Raw genomic sequence first — 16,335 nt, forward strand, 5'->3', positions numbered from 1 at the left:
GGGCCGGGGGGCGCGGCATCACGAGGCCAGCCGCTCGGCGATGGCGCCGATGGTCCGGCCGCGGAAGACCGCCTGCGGCGGGACCTTGGCGCCGGTCTGCTGGGAGAGCCGCATGGCGACGCGTACGGCGGCCAGCGAATTGCCGCCGATCCGGAAGAAGTCGGCGTCCGGACCGAGGCCGTCGGCCAGCCCGAGGACGGCGCGCACGGCGTCGGCGACGAGCCGCTGCCGCGGGGTCAACGGGTCGGCGGGGGCGGCCTCGGCGCGTTCGGCCGGGGCGGGCAGGGCCCGGCGGTCGACCTTGCCGTTGGGGTTGAGCGGGAGCGTGTCCAGCACGTCGAGCGTGCCGGGCACCATGTGCTCGGGCAGCAGCGCGGCCAGGTGGTCGAGCAGCGCGCCCGGGTCGGGTGCCGGTGCTCCGGCGGTGGCGGCGAGGGTCACGTACGCGGCGAGCCGGCGGTCGCCCGGGGCGGGTTCGTGCACGGTGACGGCGGCCTCCCGCACGGACGGGTGGCGGGTCAGCGCGTCCTCGATCTCGCCGGGCTCGACCCGGAAGCCGCGGATCTTCACCTGGTCGTCGATCCGGCCGGTGATCTCCAGCACCCCCTCCGCCGTCCGGTGGCCGAGGTCGCCGGTGCGGTAGAGCCGCTCGCCGGGCGCCCCGAACGGGGAGGCGACGAACCGCTCGGCGGTCAGCCCGGGCCGGCCGACGTATCCGAGGGCGAGCCCGCCGCCGGCCGCGTACAGCTCACCGGTGGCGCCGTCCGGGACGGGGCGCAGGTGCTCGTCGAGTACGTGGACCTCCTTGCCGTGTAGTGCGCGGCCGATCGGGATGGAGGCGCCGGCCGCGTCCTCGGGGGTGGCGCGGTGGCAGGTGGTGAGGCCGAGGCTCTCGACCGGGCCGTAGCCGTTGGCGACGACCAGGTCGGGGTACTGGTCGAGGGCTTTGCCGACATGGGTGACGGAGGCCCGCTCACCGGCGGTGAAGGCCACCTTGAGGTCGTCGTAGGTGTCCGGGAACTCCTCGAGCAGGAAGTTGAACAGGCTGGCGGACAGCTGGAGTTGGGTGACGCGGTGGCGGCGGGTGAGGGCGGCGACGGCCTGCGGGTCGGGCCGCTGGCCGGGCTGGAGCACGCAGGCCCCGCCGAAGGCCAGCGCCCCGTACAGCTCCAGGGCGAAGGCGTCCCAGGAGACCGGGGAGCACTGGAGCCAGACCTCGTCGGGCCCGCAGCGGGCGTAGTCCTGGCCGAGGTAGGTGGTGGTGAGGGCGCGGTGCGGGACGGCGACGCCCTTGGGGCGGCCGGTGGAGCCGGAGGTGAACATCACGGTGGCGAGGTCGGTGCCGGTGACCGGCAGGCCCGGGTCGTGGCCGGGGCGGGCCGCGACGGCCGCGGCCTCGGCGTCCAGGTCGAGGTGGCGGGCGACCGGGAAGGGCGGGCTCGCCCGGCGGTGGGTGACCAGCAGGGCGGCGCCGCAGTCGGCGACCGCGCCGGCCAGCCGCTCGGCCGGGAAGTCCGGGTCGAGCAGGGTGTAGGCGGCGCCCGCCTTGAGCGCGGCGAGCAGGGCGACCACCAGGTCCGGTCCGCGCTCGACGAGGACGGCGACGGTGTCGCCGCGGCCGATGCCCGAGGCCCCGAGGTGGTGGGCGAGGCGGTTGGCCCGCTCGTTCAGGGTGCCGTAGTCGACGCGGTCCTCGCCGGAGACCAGCGCCAGCGCCTGCGGGTTCCGGGCGGCCCGGTCCTCGAACAGGGTGTGCACGGGCGCCTCGACGGCGGCGGCGAGGGTGCCGAGCCAGGCCTCGCACAGCTCGGCCATGGTGGCGGGGTCGAAGAGGTCGGAGTCGTACTCGAAGCGGCCGGTGAAGTCGGTGCCGCGGTCGTCGACGGAGATCGACAGGTCGAAGCGGGAGACCGGGTTGGAGTGCAGCTCGCGGGTGACCTCGGTGCCGCCGATGGTCAGCGGGCGGCTGTCCAGCGGGTGCAGTTCGAGCAGCACCTGGCAGAGCGGGTTGCGGTCCTCGGTGCGGTCGTCGGGGCGCTCCTCCATGACGGCGCCCGCGATGGCGTCGAACGGCGCCTCCTGGTGGCGGTAGCCGTCGATGGCCACCTCGCGGACGTGCCGGACCAGATCGCGGAAGTCCGCCCCTTCGTCGAGCCGGACGCGCAGGGGCAGCAGGTTGACGAAGTATCCGATCAGTGCGTCGAGTTCGGCGCGGCCGCGGACGCTCACCGGGGACCCGATCACCAGGTCGCGCCGGCCGGTCCGCCGGTGCAGGGTGAGCGCGAGCCCGGCGAGCAGCACCATGAACGGCGTCGCGTCCTCGCTGCGAGCCAGGGACCGGACGGCGTCGGCGACCGGGCGGGGCATCGCGAACCGGTGGAACGCACCGCGGAAGGCCTGGAGTTCGGGGCGCGGCCGGTCGGTGGGGAGCAGCGGTTCGGTGGGTGCGTCGCGCAGGTACTCGCGCCAGTGGTCGAGTTGCCGCTCGGCGGTGCCGTCCTCGTGCTGCCAGCTGCTGTAGTCGGCGTACTGCACGGCGAGTTCGGGCAGTTCGGCCGGGCGGCCGGCGGCCAGGGCCTCGTACAGGGCGGCCAGCTCGGTCTCCAGGACGGGCAGCGATCCCTCGTCCCAGACGATGTGGTGGCAGAGCAGCAGCAGGGTGGACGTCCCGCCGGTGCGGTAGAGGTGGGCGCGGACCAGCGGGCCGGTCTCCAGGTCGAAGGGAACGAGTGCGGCCTCGGCGACCAGGCCGTCCAGGGCCTCGGCGGTGGTGTCCAGGACGGTGAACGGCAGCTCCACGGAAGGGTGGACGACCTGCCGGGGGCCTTCCTCGCCCAGCGCGAAGGTGGTGCGCAGCGCCTCGTGCCGGTCGACCACCCCGGCCAGGGCGCGGCGCAGCAGCTCCGGGTCGACCGGACCGGCGAAGCGGAACACCCAGGGCACGATGTAGGTCGGCGCGCCCGGGTTCCACTGGTCGAGGAACCAGAGTCCGCGCTGGAAGTTCGCGAGGGGCGCCTCGGTGGCGCCGGTCCGGTGCAGTGCCGGGCGCTCGCCGCCGTCCGAGGCGGCGGTGACCGCGGCGGCGAACTCGGCGAGGGTGGGCGCGTCGAAGATGGTGTACGGGGACACCATGCCGAACACGTCGTAGACCCGGCCGACCACGCGCACGGCGGTGAGCGAGTCCCCGCCCAGGTGGAAGAAGTTGTCGTCGGCGCCGACCTCGGGCACTCCGAGCACGTCCGCCCAGACGGCGGCGATCAGCTGCTCGGCGGGGGTGCGCGGCGCGCGCCGGACGGCGGCCGGCAGGGCGGGCGCGGCCAAGGGCTCGGGGAGCGCCGTCCGGTCCACCTTGCCGCCGACGGTCAGCGGGAAGGCGTCCAGCGGGGTGACGGTCGCCGGGACCATGTGCTCGGGGAGCCGCTCGGCGAGGTAGGCGCGCAGCTCGGCGGTGTCGGGGGCGGTGCGGGTCGCTGCGTCGGTCGCGGCGTCGGTCGCGGCGTCGGTCGCGGTGCGGGTCGTGTAGGCGGCGAGCCTGCCCTCGTGGGCCACCACGACCGCTCCGGCGACGTCGGGGTGGCCGGCCAGGACCAGCTCGATCTCGCCGGGCTCGACCCGGAAGCCGCGGATCTTCACCTGGTGGTCCGCACGGCCGACGAACTCCAGCGGGGCGTCCGTACCGGACCGCCGGACCACGTCACCGGTGCGGTACATGCGGGCGCCGGGCTCCTGTGTGAAGGGGTCCGCGAGGAACCTGCCGGCCGTCAGACCCGGGCGGCCGTGGTAGCCGGAGGCCAGCAGCGGCCCGCCGAGGTACAGCTCGCCGGAGGCCCCGGGCGCCACCGGCCGCAGCCGGTCGTCCAGTACGTACGCGCGGCGCGCGCCGAGCGGGCGGCCGACCGGGACCGTGTCGCCCTCCCCCGCGGCCGGGCCCGCCGCCGCGTGGACGGTGGCGGTGACGACGGTCTCGGTCGGCCCGTAGGCGTTCAGCAGCGGGACGCCGGTGGCGGCGCTCCAGTGGGCCGCGGCGTCCGGGTGGAGCCGGTCGCTGCCGGAGATCATCAACCGCAGGGTGCGGGGCGGCCGGCCGTCCTCGCGGAGCGCGGCCACCACCTCCTGGAAGTATCCGGCGGCGAGGTTGGCCACGGTGACGCCCTCGGTGTCCAGCAGCTCCATCAGGGCGGCGGGGGCGAGGAGTTGCTCCTCGGGTACGACGAGGCAGGCGCCGGCCGACAGGGCGGTGAGCACCTGCTCGACGGCCACGTCCACGGTCGGGCGGGCGAAGTGCAGCACCACGTCGTCCTCGGTGAGGCCGAAGCACTCGGCGGCGGCGGCCAGATGGCCGGCCAGCGCGGCGAGCGGGACGTGCACGCCCTTGGGGCGGCCGGTGGTGCCGGAGGTGTAGATCAGGTAGCCCGCGGCGGAGTCTCGGCCGCGCCCTGACGGCTCCGGAGCCCCCGCCGCTGCGGCGGGCGCCGCGGGGCCGTCGGCTTCGAGGAGCTCGCCGTCGGTGTAGGCGAGCGTGGCGCCGGCGTCCTCACGGATCCAGCGGTTGCGCTCATCGGGCGCCTCCCGGTCCAGCGGAAGGTAGGTGGCGCCGGCGCGGAGGGCGGCGAGCAGGCCGACGACGTGGTCGACCCGGTCCCGGCCGGCGACGGCCACCGTCCGCCCGGGGCCGATCCGGGCGGCGAGGTCACCGCTCTCCTCGTCCAGCTCCCCGTAGGTGACGGTCCGGGCGCCGTGGCGTATGGCCGGGCGGTCCGGGAACCGGCGTGCGACGGATATGAAAGGGAAATCCCGAGATTCCATCATCCAACCCCGATGAATTAGCGACGCTGCGTGTAGTGATCTCGACGATAGGGCGGCGCGGCGGGGGCGATCGGCAGAATGCACGGAAGACCGTCGGCAGTTTCAACTGCCGGTTGAGCAGCGGGGTTGTCAGGGAAGAGCGGATAAATGGAGCAGCCCACCGAGACACGCGCGGGCGTCTCGGCGGGCTACGGAAAAGGGCTTGCCGGTTATGCGGTGGCGGGAATTGCGGGGAAATCCCGGGACCATACGTCGTCCCGGTCCAGCGCGGCCGGCGCGTATTTTCCGAGCGCGCTGACCAGCAATCGGATTTCGAGCGCGAGGCACTCGGCGAAGCGGATCAGCCCGGTCTGCGGGTCCTCGGCCGTTGCGAGCAGCGCCGCCCGGCCCAGGCCCACCGCGCGGGCGCCGAGCGCGAGGCTCTTCACGGCCCGGCCGCCCTCCCAGATCCGTCCGGAGACCAGCAGACAGGGCGGCGGCCCGGCGACCGCGAGCCGGCGCAGGCACTCCGCCAGCGGCAGCCCGACCTGGTCCGGGAAGGCGCCGGGCGCCCAGCCGGTGCCGCCCTCGGCTCCGTCCACCGTGACGGCGTCCGCTCCCGCCTCGGCGGCGACCCGGGCGGCCTCGGCGATGTCCCGGCCGGGGTGCAGCTTTACCCAGACCCGGGCCCGCGGGAAGTTGTTGCGCATCAGCCGGATCTGCTGGCGCAGGATCTCCGCCGTGAAGGTGCCGGGCGCACTGGAGCGCAGCACCCGGCCGTCGCCGAAGACGTCGTCGAGCCCGTACCGGTGGCCGAGCCGGGCGGCCGCCTCGGCGTCCAGCACGGTCATCCCGCCGAGGCCCGGCTTGGCCCCCTGGCCCACCTTCAACTCGAAGGCCAGCCGCCCGGTTTCGAGCAGGGGCAGCGCGGCCGGGTCGCTGTAGACGAGGTTCCACACCTCGGCGTCGGCATCCTCGGTGGACTGCTGGACGGCGACCCCGCCCTGCCCGTCCGGCAGCTCCCCCGCGTAGGCGCGCAGGCGCCCGAGCAGGGCCCGGTCCGCCGCCTCGCCGAGCCGGCCGTAGCCGTTCACCGGGACGACGTTCTCGCCGATCACCATGGGCAGGCCCAGCGCGCCCGCCTGCCTGCTGAGCGCGAGGCCGAGATCGCCGCCGGCGGCCCGGGTGGAGCCGAGCGCGGACACGTACACGGGCAGGGTGGAGCTGAACCCGCCGATGGCCGTGGCCAGTTCGACATCGCGGTAGTCCGGCTCGCGGCCGAGGTCGATCAGCCGGGCGAGCCGCTGCGGCATGAAGACCGGCGGGACGATCCGCAGGGCGTCGAGCGGATCCCGCTCGCCGTCCGGGTACCGCTCGCCCGGGTGCTCCGCGCCGAACAGGACCCGGCCGTACTCTTCGGGCGGCGGGAAGGCCGCGGCCACCCCGGCCCGGGCGCGCCGGCGGACCTCCTCCTCCGGGAAGCCGGGCGCCGAGAGGTCGCTCACGGCGACACCACCCCGGCCAGCTTGGGGAAGGCCGCCGCCTGCCAGACCGCGTCCAGCCCGGCGACGTACCGGGTGAGCCGCTCGACACCGATGCCGAATCCGGCGCTGCCGGGCACACCCTCGCGGACCAGGTCCAGGTACCAGCGGTACTTCTGCGGGTTCTCGCCGGTCTCCCGGATCCGGGTGACGATCTCGGCGTAGTCGTTGGTGCGCTGGCTGCCGCTGCACAGCTCGCCGAAGCCCTCGGCGGCGATCAGGTCGAAGTTCCGCAGCAGGCCGGGCTGTTCGGGGTCCTCGCAGTCGTAGAAGCCGCGCGAGCCCTTCGGGTAGTCGGTGACGAAGAACGGCCGGTCACGCTGAGCGGAGAGCAACGCCTCGCCCTCCCAGTCGAGTTCGGCGTCGGGACTCTGCGGGTGGCCGAGCCCCTGGAGCTCGGTGACCGCCTCGGCGTGCCGCATCCGGCCGAAGGAGCCCCCCAGCAGCCCGGCGAACGCGCCGACGTCCCGGCCGAGCCCCGCGAACTCCTTGGGCAGCTCCCGGACCGCGCTGTCGACCATGTGCACCACCAGCTCCTCGACCAGCGCGACGGCGTCGTCCCTGGTCGCACCCGCCACCTCCACGTCGAGCTGGTGGAATTCGGCGAGGTGGCGGTTGGTGCCCGCGGTCTCCAGCGGCTCCAGCCGGACGTTGGGAGCGATGCAGAAGATCTTGTCGAAGGCCAGCAGCGAGGCCTGCTTGTAGAGGATGGCGCTCGTCATCAGCTTGTACCGGTGGCCGTAGAAGTCCACGTCGACCTGCTTGGAACCACGCGAGCCGGGGTCGGTGACCGGCCCGATGATCGGCGGGAGCAGCTCGGTGAACCCCCGCTCCCGCAAGAACTCACGTGCGGCGGACAGGAGTTGGTGCTGGATCCGGAGGGCGCTCCGGGTGGCCGGGGCGGTCAGGTGGCGGCCGGGGTCCGGGAGGGGCGCGGAGGCCGTGAGCCCGTCAGTGGTCATGCTGGAGTCCCAACTCTCGTCGGTGCGTGGGCGTCGTGCGGGGCGGTACGGACGTGCGAGGCGTGTCGGGGGCGCCGCCGACGGCGCACTGCGTCTCGGCGCGGGCGTCGTAGGTCCGCTGGACCTGGGAGAGCGCCGAGATCAGCCCGGCCGAGCCCAGGATCGGCGGGCGCGGCCCGTCGTCCGCCAGGCCGGCGATCGGCATCGACCCGATGCTCGACCAGAGCAGCCGGCCGTCGGGAGCCAGCGAGGTGCGGGCCCGGCCGGCGTTGTCGGGGTGCAGGCAGTAGGGGACGTCGAGATAGCCGGCGGCGAAGGCCCGGACCAGCGCACGGCCGATGTCCGCGTCCAGCTCCAGCACGGCACCGATCAGCGCCCGCGCCTCGGCCTCGATGCCGGTGTCCTGGACGTCGGCGCGCTGGATTCCGGTGTGCCGGATGCCGGCGGGCCCGATGCCGGTCTGCCCGATGCCGGTGTGCCGGATGCCGGCGGGACCGGCGTCGGCGGACCGGATGCCGTCGGGACCGGTGTCCGTGTGCTGGAAGCCGGTGTGCAGGAGGTGCCTGTGCTGGAGGTGCGTGTGCTGAGGGTGCGTGTGCGGGAGGTCCGTGTGCTGGAGGCCCGTGTGCTGGAGGCCCGGGTCCTGGAAGCCCGGGTCCTGGAGGCCCGGGTCCTGGAGGCCCGCGTACGAAAGGTGCCCGCCGGAAGCCTCGGCCCGTCGTCGGCCCGCGCGCTCGTCGGCCGCGGCCGCCGCGGCCGTCTCCAGCGCCCGGATGTTCTCGCCCACGGTCGGGATCCGGTGCGCCTCGGCGGTGGTCTTGACGATCAGCCGGTCCGCGCCGGCCCGCACCGCCAGCCGGGCCGCGTCCTCCAGCAGCAGCCGGGCCCCGCCGGGCGAGCGCGGGAAGACGCCCATGTAGGCGTAGAGGACGAGGTGGTGGTCGACGTCCGGCAGCAGTTCGCCGGCCAGCCGCCCGAGCACGGTGAGCGCCTCCTCGTCCTGGCGCGGATCGGCCTGCTGGGCGTAGCTGAGGGAGAGGGAGCGCAGCCCGTGCTGCCGGAAGAACAGCGCCTCCAGCACGCTGACCGCGATCAGCAGGCTCGGCGGGCAGAGCTGCCCCATCAGGCAGCCGCCGAACGTCTCCAGATGCGGCTCGGCACCGAACTCCGCGGCCGAGGCGAGCAGTTCGCAGCTGCGCTGCCAGTTGGCGACCGCCTCGCGCAGCGGCGTCCGGCTGTACGGCAGGCAGTACGAGACCGGGCCGCCCTCCGTGGCGTCCAGGCCGAGCGCCAGCAGTGCGCGGACGATGTGCTCCGGCATCGCCGAACCGTGCCGGACCTGCACCGGGAAGCGCGCGTCCGCGACGCCCCGCAGCACGGCGCGGGTGGTGTCCGCGGGGTGGGTGGCGATCGGGTAGCCGTTGAGGCCGACGCCCTCGTCGAGGGCGCGCCGGGCGGCCGCGAGGTCGCCGGTTCGGGTGTAGCTGTCGAGGGTGATGGTGCCGACGGTGACGGCGTCCGCGTCGCGGGTGGCGATCAGTCCGTCGCGCATCCGCAGCGGATCGGCCATGCCCATCCGGGGCTGGACCACCAGCGTGCCGGCCGCCCGGGCGCGGGCGACGAAGGCGCCGAAGCCCGACGACGGGACGGCGGCGGTGGTGTCCGGGCGCGCGGCGAGGGCCTCGCCCGCGGCTCTGTCTGAGGCGGTCACAGCAGCACCCCCGACCCGGCGGGCAGCGCCTCGGGGCCGGCGGACAGGGCTCCGGAGCCGGCGGACAGGGCTCCGGAGCCGGCGGGCAGGGCCTTCGGTCCGGCGGGCAGGGCCTTCGGTCCGGCGGGCATCGCCCGGGATCCGGCAGCCAGCGAGCCGAGGAAGGAGTGGAAGTCCAGTACGGAGCCGCCCTCTTCGAAGACCCCGTCGAAGCCCGCCGTCAACAGCTCCTGCTGCCGGGCGGGGCTGCCGGTGCCCGCGATCCCGAGCTTCCCGCCGATCACCGTCGGGGTGCGGCCCAGCTCCGGGCAGGCCCGTAACGCCGCGATCACCCGTAGTCCGTCGTGGAAACCGTGCCCGTTGACACTGCTCAGCACGATCAGGTCCGGCTCGATCCGGCGACACTCGGCGACCAGCAGCTCGTCCGGCACGCATGCGCCCAGGTTGGTGACCCGGTGACCGAGCTCTTCCAGCAGCAGCTGGAGGAAGACCAGGTTCCAGGTGTGCGAGTCCGAGGCCATGGTCGTCACGACGACGTCCAGACCGCTCGGCTCGGCCTTTCCGTGCTGCTCCACGGCATGCTGCTCCACGGCGCAAACCCTCTGTGTCGGTAGGTGGTGGAGAGACCCGGTAGGTGTAGGCCTCCGTGAACAGAACGCTAGGGAGGATCAGAACGCCCGACCGGCAGCTCACCCGGCAGGAACCGGGCAGTATCGGGCCAAGCCGGGGCCTTCGTACGGGAGTCAGCCGACGGCCGCCAGCTCCGGGTACGCCCCGGCCCCGCACAGGCGCCGGCACAGGTTCAGCACGGTGAACCGGACCCCGTCGCGGGCCGGGACGCTGCGGATCAGCCCGCTGGCCAGCAGCTCGTGCACCGCCGCCAGGCACTCCTGCGGCGGTCTGCCGCTCAGTTCGACGGCGTCCTCGCCCGACCAGTCCCCCGGCCTGGCCGCGAGCCGCTCCAGCAGGTCCCGCTGACCGAGCGTCAGCCGGTCCAGGGCGGCCCCCAGGGCCGCGCCCACGTCCGCCCGGCCGCCGAACCCGGCCGGCGGCGGGGCCAGATGGAACGGCCCGTCGGCCAGCCGCGCCACCAGCTGGCGCGGGGACAGCACCGTGGACCAGCCGGCCACGAGCTCCAGCGCCCCGGGCAGGCCGTCCAGTTGGCGGCAGAGCGCGGCGACGGAGGGCGCCTCCTCGGGCTCCAGGCGGTAGCCGGGGCGCAGCCGGCGCAGGTGCGAGAGCAGCAGCCGTACGGCTCCCACCTCGGCGAGCGCCACCGGGTCGTGGTCGAGCTCCGGCCCCGGGGTGGGCAGCGGGGCCAGCGGGATCACCTGCCCGCCGGACAGCGGCTGCGGGACCCGGGCGGTGATCAGTACGCGCAGGCCGGGGCAGCGCTGGAACAGCTCGTCCAGCAGGGCCGTGTCCACGCCGGCGTCGGCGCCGTCCAGGACCAGCAGCGTGGGCCGTTCCCCGATCGTCCGGGCGAGGTCCGCCCGGCGTTCGAGCCGGGCGCCCGGCAGCCGGCCGCAGTCGATCCAGCGCACGGACCATCCGGACGCGAGGTAGAGCCGGCGCGCGACCTCCAGGACCAGCCGGGTCTTGCCGGCCCCGCCCAGCCCGGCCACCGTGACCAGCCGGTCCCCGTGCACGGCGAGGGCGTCAGTCAGCACCTCGGCCTCCAGCTCCCGGCCGATGATGGCGCCCCGGGCGACCGGCGGCGCCGTCGGCTCGTCGCCCGGCTCCTCGACGAGGGCCTGTCTGCGCGCGGCCGCCTCGAAGTCCGCACGGCTGCGGCCCTCCAGCCGCAGCGCGTCGGCCAGCAGCCGGACCGTCTCCTGCCGAGGCCGCTGCACCCGTCCGCTCTCCATGTCACGGATCGCCCGGACGCTGAGGGTCGCGTGATCGGCGAGCACCTGCTGGGTCAGCCCCACCCGCTCGCGCCGGATCCTGAGCAGCTCTCCGAAGCCCGCCGTCGACCGCAGCAACTGAACACCGTGCATGCCTCGTCCACCTTCCGTGGGTTGGCCAAGTACCGGGGACCGGGGGGCCCGGGCGGCCGTACGGGACGCCGAGGGCGGCTGCGACCGGTGGTGACCGCCGAGCCGTGTTCCCCTTGGCGCCGATGGTCCACGGCGCGGCTCTACGGCCGATCAACACCCGATCACCACACGTTCACGCCCTCTCCACACACCCCGCCGAAAGCGGCCGGCGCCGCGTCCGACAGCACCCGCCGGGGCCGGAACCCCGGCCCCGGGCCGGCGCCTTGGCCCCTTCGGACCGGAACGGGGGCTTTCGCGCTGCGGGCGGTGCGACGCGTGCGAGGATGTCGCCCGTGACCGGATCGTCCTCCTCGCCCGTCGCCGAGGGCACGCCTCAGGACCAGGGCCTGGGCCCCCGTACCGCCGCCGTGCTCGTATTCGGATCGTCGGCCGCGGTCCTGGTGGTGGAGATCGTCGCCCTGCGGCTGCTCGCTCCCTACCTCGGCCTCACCCTCGAGACCAGCACCATGGTGATCGGCATCGCCCTCACCGCGATCGCCTTCGGCTCCTGGCTGGGCGGGCGCATCGCCGACCAGGTCGATCCGCGCCGGCTCATCGGGCCCGCGCTCGGGGTGTCGGGGGCGGCCGTGGCGCTCACCCCCGCCATGCTGCGCACCACGGCGGAGTGGGCACCGGCCGTCCTCCTGCTGACCGCGGCGCTGACGGTCCTCGTGCCGGGCGCGCTGCTCTCCGCGGTGACGCCGATCGTGACGAAGCTGCGTCTCACCAGCCTCGCCGAGACCGGAACGGTCGTCGGCCGGCTGTCGGGGGTCGGCACCGTCGGCGCCATCGTCGGCACGGTCCTCACCGGCTTCGTCCTCATCGCGCGGTTGCCGGTCAGCGGCATCCTGATCGGCCTCGGAACGCTGCTGGTGGTCGGCTCCGCGCTGGTCGAGTGGCGCACGCGCGGGTGGCGGGGCACCCCTGCCCTGATCCTCGTGGTCGTGGCCGGCGGCCTGGCCACCACGGTCGCGCCCGGCGGCTGCGACGCGGAGACCCGGTACCACTGCGCGCGGGTCGTCGCGGACCCCGACCGGGGCAGCGGCCGCACGCTCGTCCTGGACGGGGTGCGGCACTCCTACGTCGACATCGACGATCCGACCCTGCTCAAGTTCGAGTACGTGCGCGCCATCGCGTCGGCGGTCGACGCCGCCTTCCCCCAGGGCGAGCCGCTCGCCGCCCACCACCTGGGCGGCGGCGGGCTCACCTTCCCCCGCTACCTCGCGGCCACGCGGCCCGGGACGCGCAGCCTGGTGTCCGAGATCGACGGCGGAGTCGTACGCATCGACCGCGAGCGCCTCGGCCTGAGCCCCGACGGCGGTATCGACGTACGCGTGGAGGACGGCAGGCTCGGCCTGCGGCGGCTGGACGCCGGCAGCCGCGACCTCGTCGTCGGCGACGCCTTCGGGGGCGTCAGCGTGCCGTGGCACCTCACCACGGTGGAGGCGATGACCGAAGTACGGCGGGTGCTCGACGAGGACGGCCTGTACGTCGCCAACCTCATCGACCACGGCGCCATGGCCTTCGCACGGGCCGAAGTGGCCACCATCGGCAAGGCGTTCGAGCACGTCGCCGTCCTCGGCAAACCCGCCGACCTCGGCCTGGACCCGGCCTCCGCCCCCGCGGGCGGCAATCTGGTGGTCCTCGCCTCCGACCGGCCCGTGGACCTGCGCGCGACCCAGGCGGCCCTGGACGCCCGGGAGACCGGCTGGAAGATCGCCACCGGCGGCGACCTCACCTCGTGGATCGGCGCCGCCCGACCGCTCACCGACGACCACGCACCGGTCGACCAGCTCCTCCAGCCGTACAGCCCGCCGAGCGGCCGGTAGCAGCCGGACACACGAAAAGGCCGTCCTCCCACTCATGAGAGAACGGCCTCCGACGTGCGTAAAGCACCGTCGGGACGACAGGATTTGAACCTGCGACCCCTTGACCCCCAGTCAAGTGCGCTACCAAGCTGCGCCACGTCCCGATGCCCGTTGACCTGGGGTTTCCCCTGAATGAACGCGCAGGAGAACAATACCGCACTTCGCGGGGTGGTCGCGCGCACCTTTTCCGTCAGCGATCCGGGCCGGGACCTTCTTGACCTCAACCAGGCTTGAGGTTGCATGATCCACTCATGACGCAGGCAACCGCGGACATGGACTTCCGCTACGAGGATCTGGGCCGGCTGATCGGCCTCATGACCGGGGCCGAGAAGCACGGGCCCGCCGCCACCTCCACGCTCGACGTGCTGTGGGTGCTCTACGACCGGGTGCTGCGGGTGACGCCCGAAACCGCCCGGGATGCCGGGCGGGACCGGTTCCTGCTGTCCAAGGGGCACGGGCCGATGGCGTACTACGCCGTACTCGCCGCGAAGGGGTTCTTCCCCGTCGACTGGCTGCCCGGCTTCGGGTCGTACGACTCGCCCCTCGGGCACCACCCGGACCGCACCCTGATACCCGGCGTGGAGATCGGCAGCGGGTCGCTCGGGCACGGGCTGCCGCTGGCCGTCGGCAGCGCGCTCGGGCTGCGCGCCCAGGGGCTGGCCGACCCGGCGGTGTGGGTGCTGATCGGGGACGCCGAGCTGGACGAGGGCAGCAACCACGAGGCGCTCGCGTACGCGGGCTCCGCCGGGCTGGAGAGGCTGCACACGGTGGTGATCGACAACGACTCCGCCACGCACGGCTGGCCCGGGGGGATCGCGGCCCGTTTCGAGGCCGCCGGCTGGTCCGCGGCCACCGTCGACGGGCGGGACCACGCCGCGCTGCACGCCGCCTTCACCGCGCCGCACCCCGGACGGCCGCACGTCGTGGTCGCCCGGGTCGAGAAGAAGCAGTAGAAGAAGCAGGGGAGCCGAGACTTACATGGACACCATGCGGGAACGATTCATCTCCGTCACCTCACGACTGCTCGACGAGGATCCGCGGCTGGCCCTCGTACTCGCCGAGATCACCATGGACGGGTTCCTCCCCGCCCAGCGGCGCCACCCGGACCGGGTGATCAACGTCGGGATCCGGGAGCAGCTGCTGGTCGGCGTGGGCGGGGGCCTGGCCCTCACCGGCCTGCGGCCGGTCGTGCACACCTTCGCCAGCTTCCTCGTGGAGCGGCCCTTCGAGCAGGTCAAGCTGGACTTCGGACACCAGGGCACGGGCGGTGTGCTGGTCAGCGCGAGCGCCAGCTACGACTGGCCGTCCGGCGGGTTCACGCACATGGCGCCGGGCGACGTGGCGCTGATGGACACCCTGGAGGGCTGGACCGTCCACGTGCCCGGGCATCCCGACGAGGCGGAGGCGCTGCTGCGGCACGCCTATGCCGCCGGGGACGACAAGGTCTACGTCCGGCTCTCGCAGCAGTCGAACGCGGCGCCGCGACCGGTGGAGGGCCTGCGCTTCCGGACCGTACGGGAGGGCGCCGGCGGCGTGGTGCTCGCCGTCGGGCCGCTGCTCGACAACGTGCTCGCCGCGACCGAGGGCCTCGGCCTGACCGTGCTGTACGCCTCCACCGTGCGCCCCTTCGACGACGAGGCGCTGCGCGAGGCCGCCCGGAGCGCCGGTACCGGCGACGTGGTCCTCGTCGAGCCCTACCTCGCCGGCACCTCCACGGCCGCCGCGAACGACGCCCTGGCCGATACGCCCCACCGGGTGCTGGGCCTGGGCGTGGGCCGCGCGGAGCTGCGCCGCTACGGCACGATCGACGAGCACACCGCCGCCCACGGCCTGGACCCGCGGTCCCTGCGCGAACGCGTCACCGCCTTCCTGCACCCGGCCGCCCGGCGCTAGGCCGCCACACCCGGGCCGGACGCCCGGACCGGACGCGCGGGCCCGGGCGCGCGGGCCGGACGCGCGGGCCCGGACGCGCGGGCCCGGGCGGCGGGGCCCGCGCGATATCCGGTGGAACGCGGGCCGCGCCGGTGGCAGGCTCGCCCGCATGCCGCACGCCCAAGACCCCCGGGTCGAACAGCTCCTGCGCGAGCTGCACGCCACGCTCGGCTGGCGCAAACGCCCCGAGGACGTCGCGCACCTGGTCCAGGACCTCTTCGCAGCCCAGGGCGCCGATCTCGACGCCGCCACCCGTACCGCCCTCGCCAAGGCGACCGAGACCTCCCTGCGCACCTTGTGGCACGGATACACCTCGATGCGCGAGGAGTTCGCCGCGCCGTGCGGAGCCCAGCGCCAACTGGCCCGCGCCGCCGAGCTGTTCCCCGCCGTACCCGACCTGCCGGCCGAGGCGGGCGACGATCCGGACCGGATCGAGGCGGTGATCCGGCTCGCAGGCGAAGAGATCCACCGCGCCTACGGGCAGAACGACTTCGGGATGGACCGCCTGGACCGGGCCGAGCGCGCCGAGGCGGGGCTGGGCGGGGTGTCCAAGCGCCGGTACAACAAGCGGTTCCGGCTGCTGGTGCGGATGGAGGCCAAGCTGGCCCGGCTGCTGGCGGAGCAGCGCCGGCGCGAGGTCGTGCTCACCGGAAAGGGCGCCCTGGCGCACCGGATGCCGTACGAACTGTTCGCGGCCGACCCCGGCACGGCCGCCTTCGTCGCCTACATGACCGCCCGGGCGCGGATGCGCAGCCGGTTCACCTTCGACGTGCAGCGCAGGCCGTACGACGAGGTGGCGGCGGCCCTGTTCGAGCGGTTGCGCGCGGCTCCCGGGTCCACCGGCTGGTACGCGATCGCGCACGTCCATCCGGTCGCGGAGGTGCTCGGCCACCTCGACGACCGGAGCCTCGGCCGGCTGCTGGTGCACTGGAACGGGGTGCTGCGCGAGGTGGCGGGGGTGCTGGAGGAGGCCTGGAACCGCTGCCCGCTGGAGCGCGGCACGATGATCGTGCGGCGCGGGAACGACTCCTCGACCTGGAACCAGGCCGCGCAGGCCTGGACCACCGCCCGCAACCACTGGTTCGCCCTGCTCACCGAGCTGGGCGAGGACGGCATCCTCGACCGGTACTGCCCCGGCAAGGTGCCGCGGCTGATGGCGGCGGACGTCGCCTACGGGCACCTGCGCCGGGGCCGCGGGCTGCACCCGGACACCTTCGTGTGGTCCGAGCTGCCGCTGCCCTGGGAGGTGCTGCGCGGCGAGGCGGAGTGCCCGCGGTCGCTGGTGGAGGCGGTGTGCGCGCGGCACCGGGTGGACCCGGTGGCCACCGGCTGGACGGCGGCGCGCCCGGCCGCGCAGGCCGTCGCCTTCGGGGCCACGCCGGAGCTGGTGCACGGAGTGGCCGTGCGGGACCCGCTCATGGCGAGCGCCCTGCGCTCGGCCGGGGTCTTCTCGGGCCGTGGCAAGCGGGCCGCCGCCGAAGAATGGAGTTGACCGGC

The 16,335-nt window shown here is 74.6% G+C and carries 10 protein-coding genes and 1 tRNA gene; 4 read left to right on the forward strand and 7 right to left on the reverse strand.

Features of this window, described 5'->3' with window-relative positions; all coding sequences use genetic code 11:
- Nucleotides 1-18 precede the first annotated feature (18 nt).
- The 6 genes from ACFWP3_RS28225 to ACFWP3_RS28250 form a co-directional block, all read right to left on the reverse strand.
- Nucleotides 19-4,806 (reverse strand): amino acid adenylation domain-containing protein, encoded by a 4,788-nt coding sequence (locus tag ACFWP3_RS28225; RefSeq protein WP_384226407.1) that lies wholly within the window; start codon nucleotides 4,804-4,806, stop codon nucleotides 19-21.
- A 209-nt stretch (nucleotides 4,807-5,015) separates the two neighbouring features.
- Complete coding sequence (locus ACFWP3_RS28230) at nucleotides 5,016-6,290, reverse strand: glutamate synthase-related protein (protein ID WP_384226409.1); 1,275 nt, start codon at nucleotides 6,288-6,290, stop codon at nucleotides 5,016-5,018.
- Nucleotides 6,287-7,288, reverse strand: a complete 1,002-nt coding sequence (locus tag ACFWP3_RS28235) for an asparagine synthetase A (protein WP_384226412.1) — start codon at nucleotides 7,286-7,288, stop codon at nucleotides 6,287-6,289. The genes ACFWP3_RS28230 and ACFWP3_RS28235 overlap by 4 nt, the downstream gene beginning before the upstream one ends.
- Entirely contained in the window at nucleotides 7,278-8,999 is a 1,722-nt protein-coding gene (locus tag ACFWP3_RS28240; RefSeq protein ID WP_384226414.1) for a hypothetical protein, read from the reverse strand. The genes ACFWP3_RS28235 and ACFWP3_RS28240 overlap by 11 nt, the downstream gene beginning before the upstream one ends.
- Nucleotides 8,996-9,589 (reverse strand): cobalamin B12-binding domain-containing protein, encoded by a 594-nt coding sequence (locus tag ACFWP3_RS28245; protein WP_384226416.1) that lies wholly within the window; start codon nucleotides 9,587-9,589, stop codon nucleotides 8,996-8,998. The genes ACFWP3_RS28240 and ACFWP3_RS28245 overlap by 4 nt, the downstream gene beginning before the upstream one ends.
- 153 nt (nucleotides 9,590-9,742) lie before the next feature.
- The gene (locus tag ACFWP3_RS28250; RefSeq protein ID WP_384226419.1) at nucleotides 9,743-10,999 is read right to left on the reverse strand and encodes a helix-turn-helix domain-containing protein; all 1,257 of its coding nucleotides are present in this window, start codon (nucleotides 10,997-10,999) and stop codon (nucleotides 9,743-9,745) included.
- Nucleotides 11,000-11,322: 323 nt separating this feature from the next.
- Here ACFWP3_RS28250 and ACFWP3_RS28255 point away from each other — a divergent pair, with 323 nt between their 5' ends.
- On the forward strand, nucleotides 11,323-12,867 hold the full coding sequence (locus ACFWP3_RS28255) for a fused MFS/spermidine synthase (RefSeq protein WP_384226421.1): 1,545 nt from the start codon (nucleotides 11,323-11,325) through the stop codon (nucleotides 12,865-12,867).
- Between the two features lie 69 nt (nucleotides 12,868-12,936).
- Here ACFWP3_RS28255 and ACFWP3_RS28260 read toward each other — a convergent pair.
- A tRNA-Pro gene (locus ACFWP3_RS28260) sits at nucleotides 12,937-13,010 on the reverse strand.
- Between the two features lie 147 nt (nucleotides 13,011-13,157).
- Between ACFWP3_RS28260 and ACFWP3_RS28265 the strand changes: the two genes are divergently transcribed.
- The 3 genes from ACFWP3_RS28265 to ACFWP3_RS28275 all read left to right on the forward strand — a co-directional run bounded on the left by ACFWP3_RS28265 (nucleotide 13,158) and on the right by ACFWP3_RS28275 (nucleotide 16,330).
- Nucleotides 13,158-13,859, forward strand: a complete 702-nt coding sequence (locus ACFWP3_RS28265) for a transketolase (protein WP_384226423.1) — start codon at nucleotides 13,158-13,160, stop codon at nucleotides 13,857-13,859.
- 25 nt (nucleotides 13,860-13,884) lie between these two features.
- Complete coding sequence (locus ACFWP3_RS28270) at nucleotides 13,885-14,799, forward strand: transketolase family protein (RefSeq protein WP_384226424.1); 915 nt, start codon at nucleotides 13,885-13,887, stop codon at nucleotides 14,797-14,799.
- A gap of 148 nt (nucleotides 14,800-14,947) precedes the next feature.
- Complete coding sequence (locus tag ACFWP3_RS28275) at nucleotides 14,948-16,330, forward strand: hypothetical protein (protein ID WP_384226426.1); 1,383 nt, start codon at nucleotides 14,948-14,950, stop codon at nucleotides 16,328-16,330.
- Nucleotides 16,331-16,335 lie beyond the last annotated feature (5 nt).

It is taken from the genome of Streptomyces sp. NPDC058525 (genome assembly GCF_042719495.1).
GTDB lineage: Bacteria > Actinomycetota > Actinomycetes > Streptomycetales > Streptomycetaceae > Streptomyces.

Coding starts and splice junctions, on each gene's coding strand:
- ACFWP3_RS28275 (WP_384226426.1), top strand. CDS start 14,948: ATGCCGCACGCCCAAGACCCCCGGGTCGAACAGCTCCTGCGCGAGCTG.
- ACFWP3_RS28235 (WP_384226412.1), bottom strand. CDS start 7,288: ATGACCACTGACGGGCTCACGGCCTCCGCGCCCCTCCCGGACCCCGGC.
- ACFWP3_RS28270 (WP_384226424.1), top strand. CDS start 13,885: ATGGACACCATGCGGGAACGATTCATCTCCGTCACCTCACGACTGCTC.
- ACFWP3_RS28250 (WP_384226419.1), bottom strand. CDS start 10,999: ATGCACGGTGTTCAGTTGCTGCGGTCGACGGCGGGCTTCGGAGAGCTG.
- ACFWP3_RS28255 (WP_384226421.1), top strand. CDS start 11,323: ATGTCGCCCGTGACCGGATCGTCCTCCTCGCCCGTCGCCGAGGGCACG.
- ACFWP3_RS28265 (WP_384226423.1), top strand. CDS start 13,158: ATGACGCAGGCAACCGCGGACATGGACTTCCGCTACGAGGATCTGGGC.
- ACFWP3_RS28225 (WP_384226407.1), bottom strand. CDS start 4,806: ATGGAATCTCGGGATTTCCCTTTCATATCCGTCGCACGCCGGTTCCCG.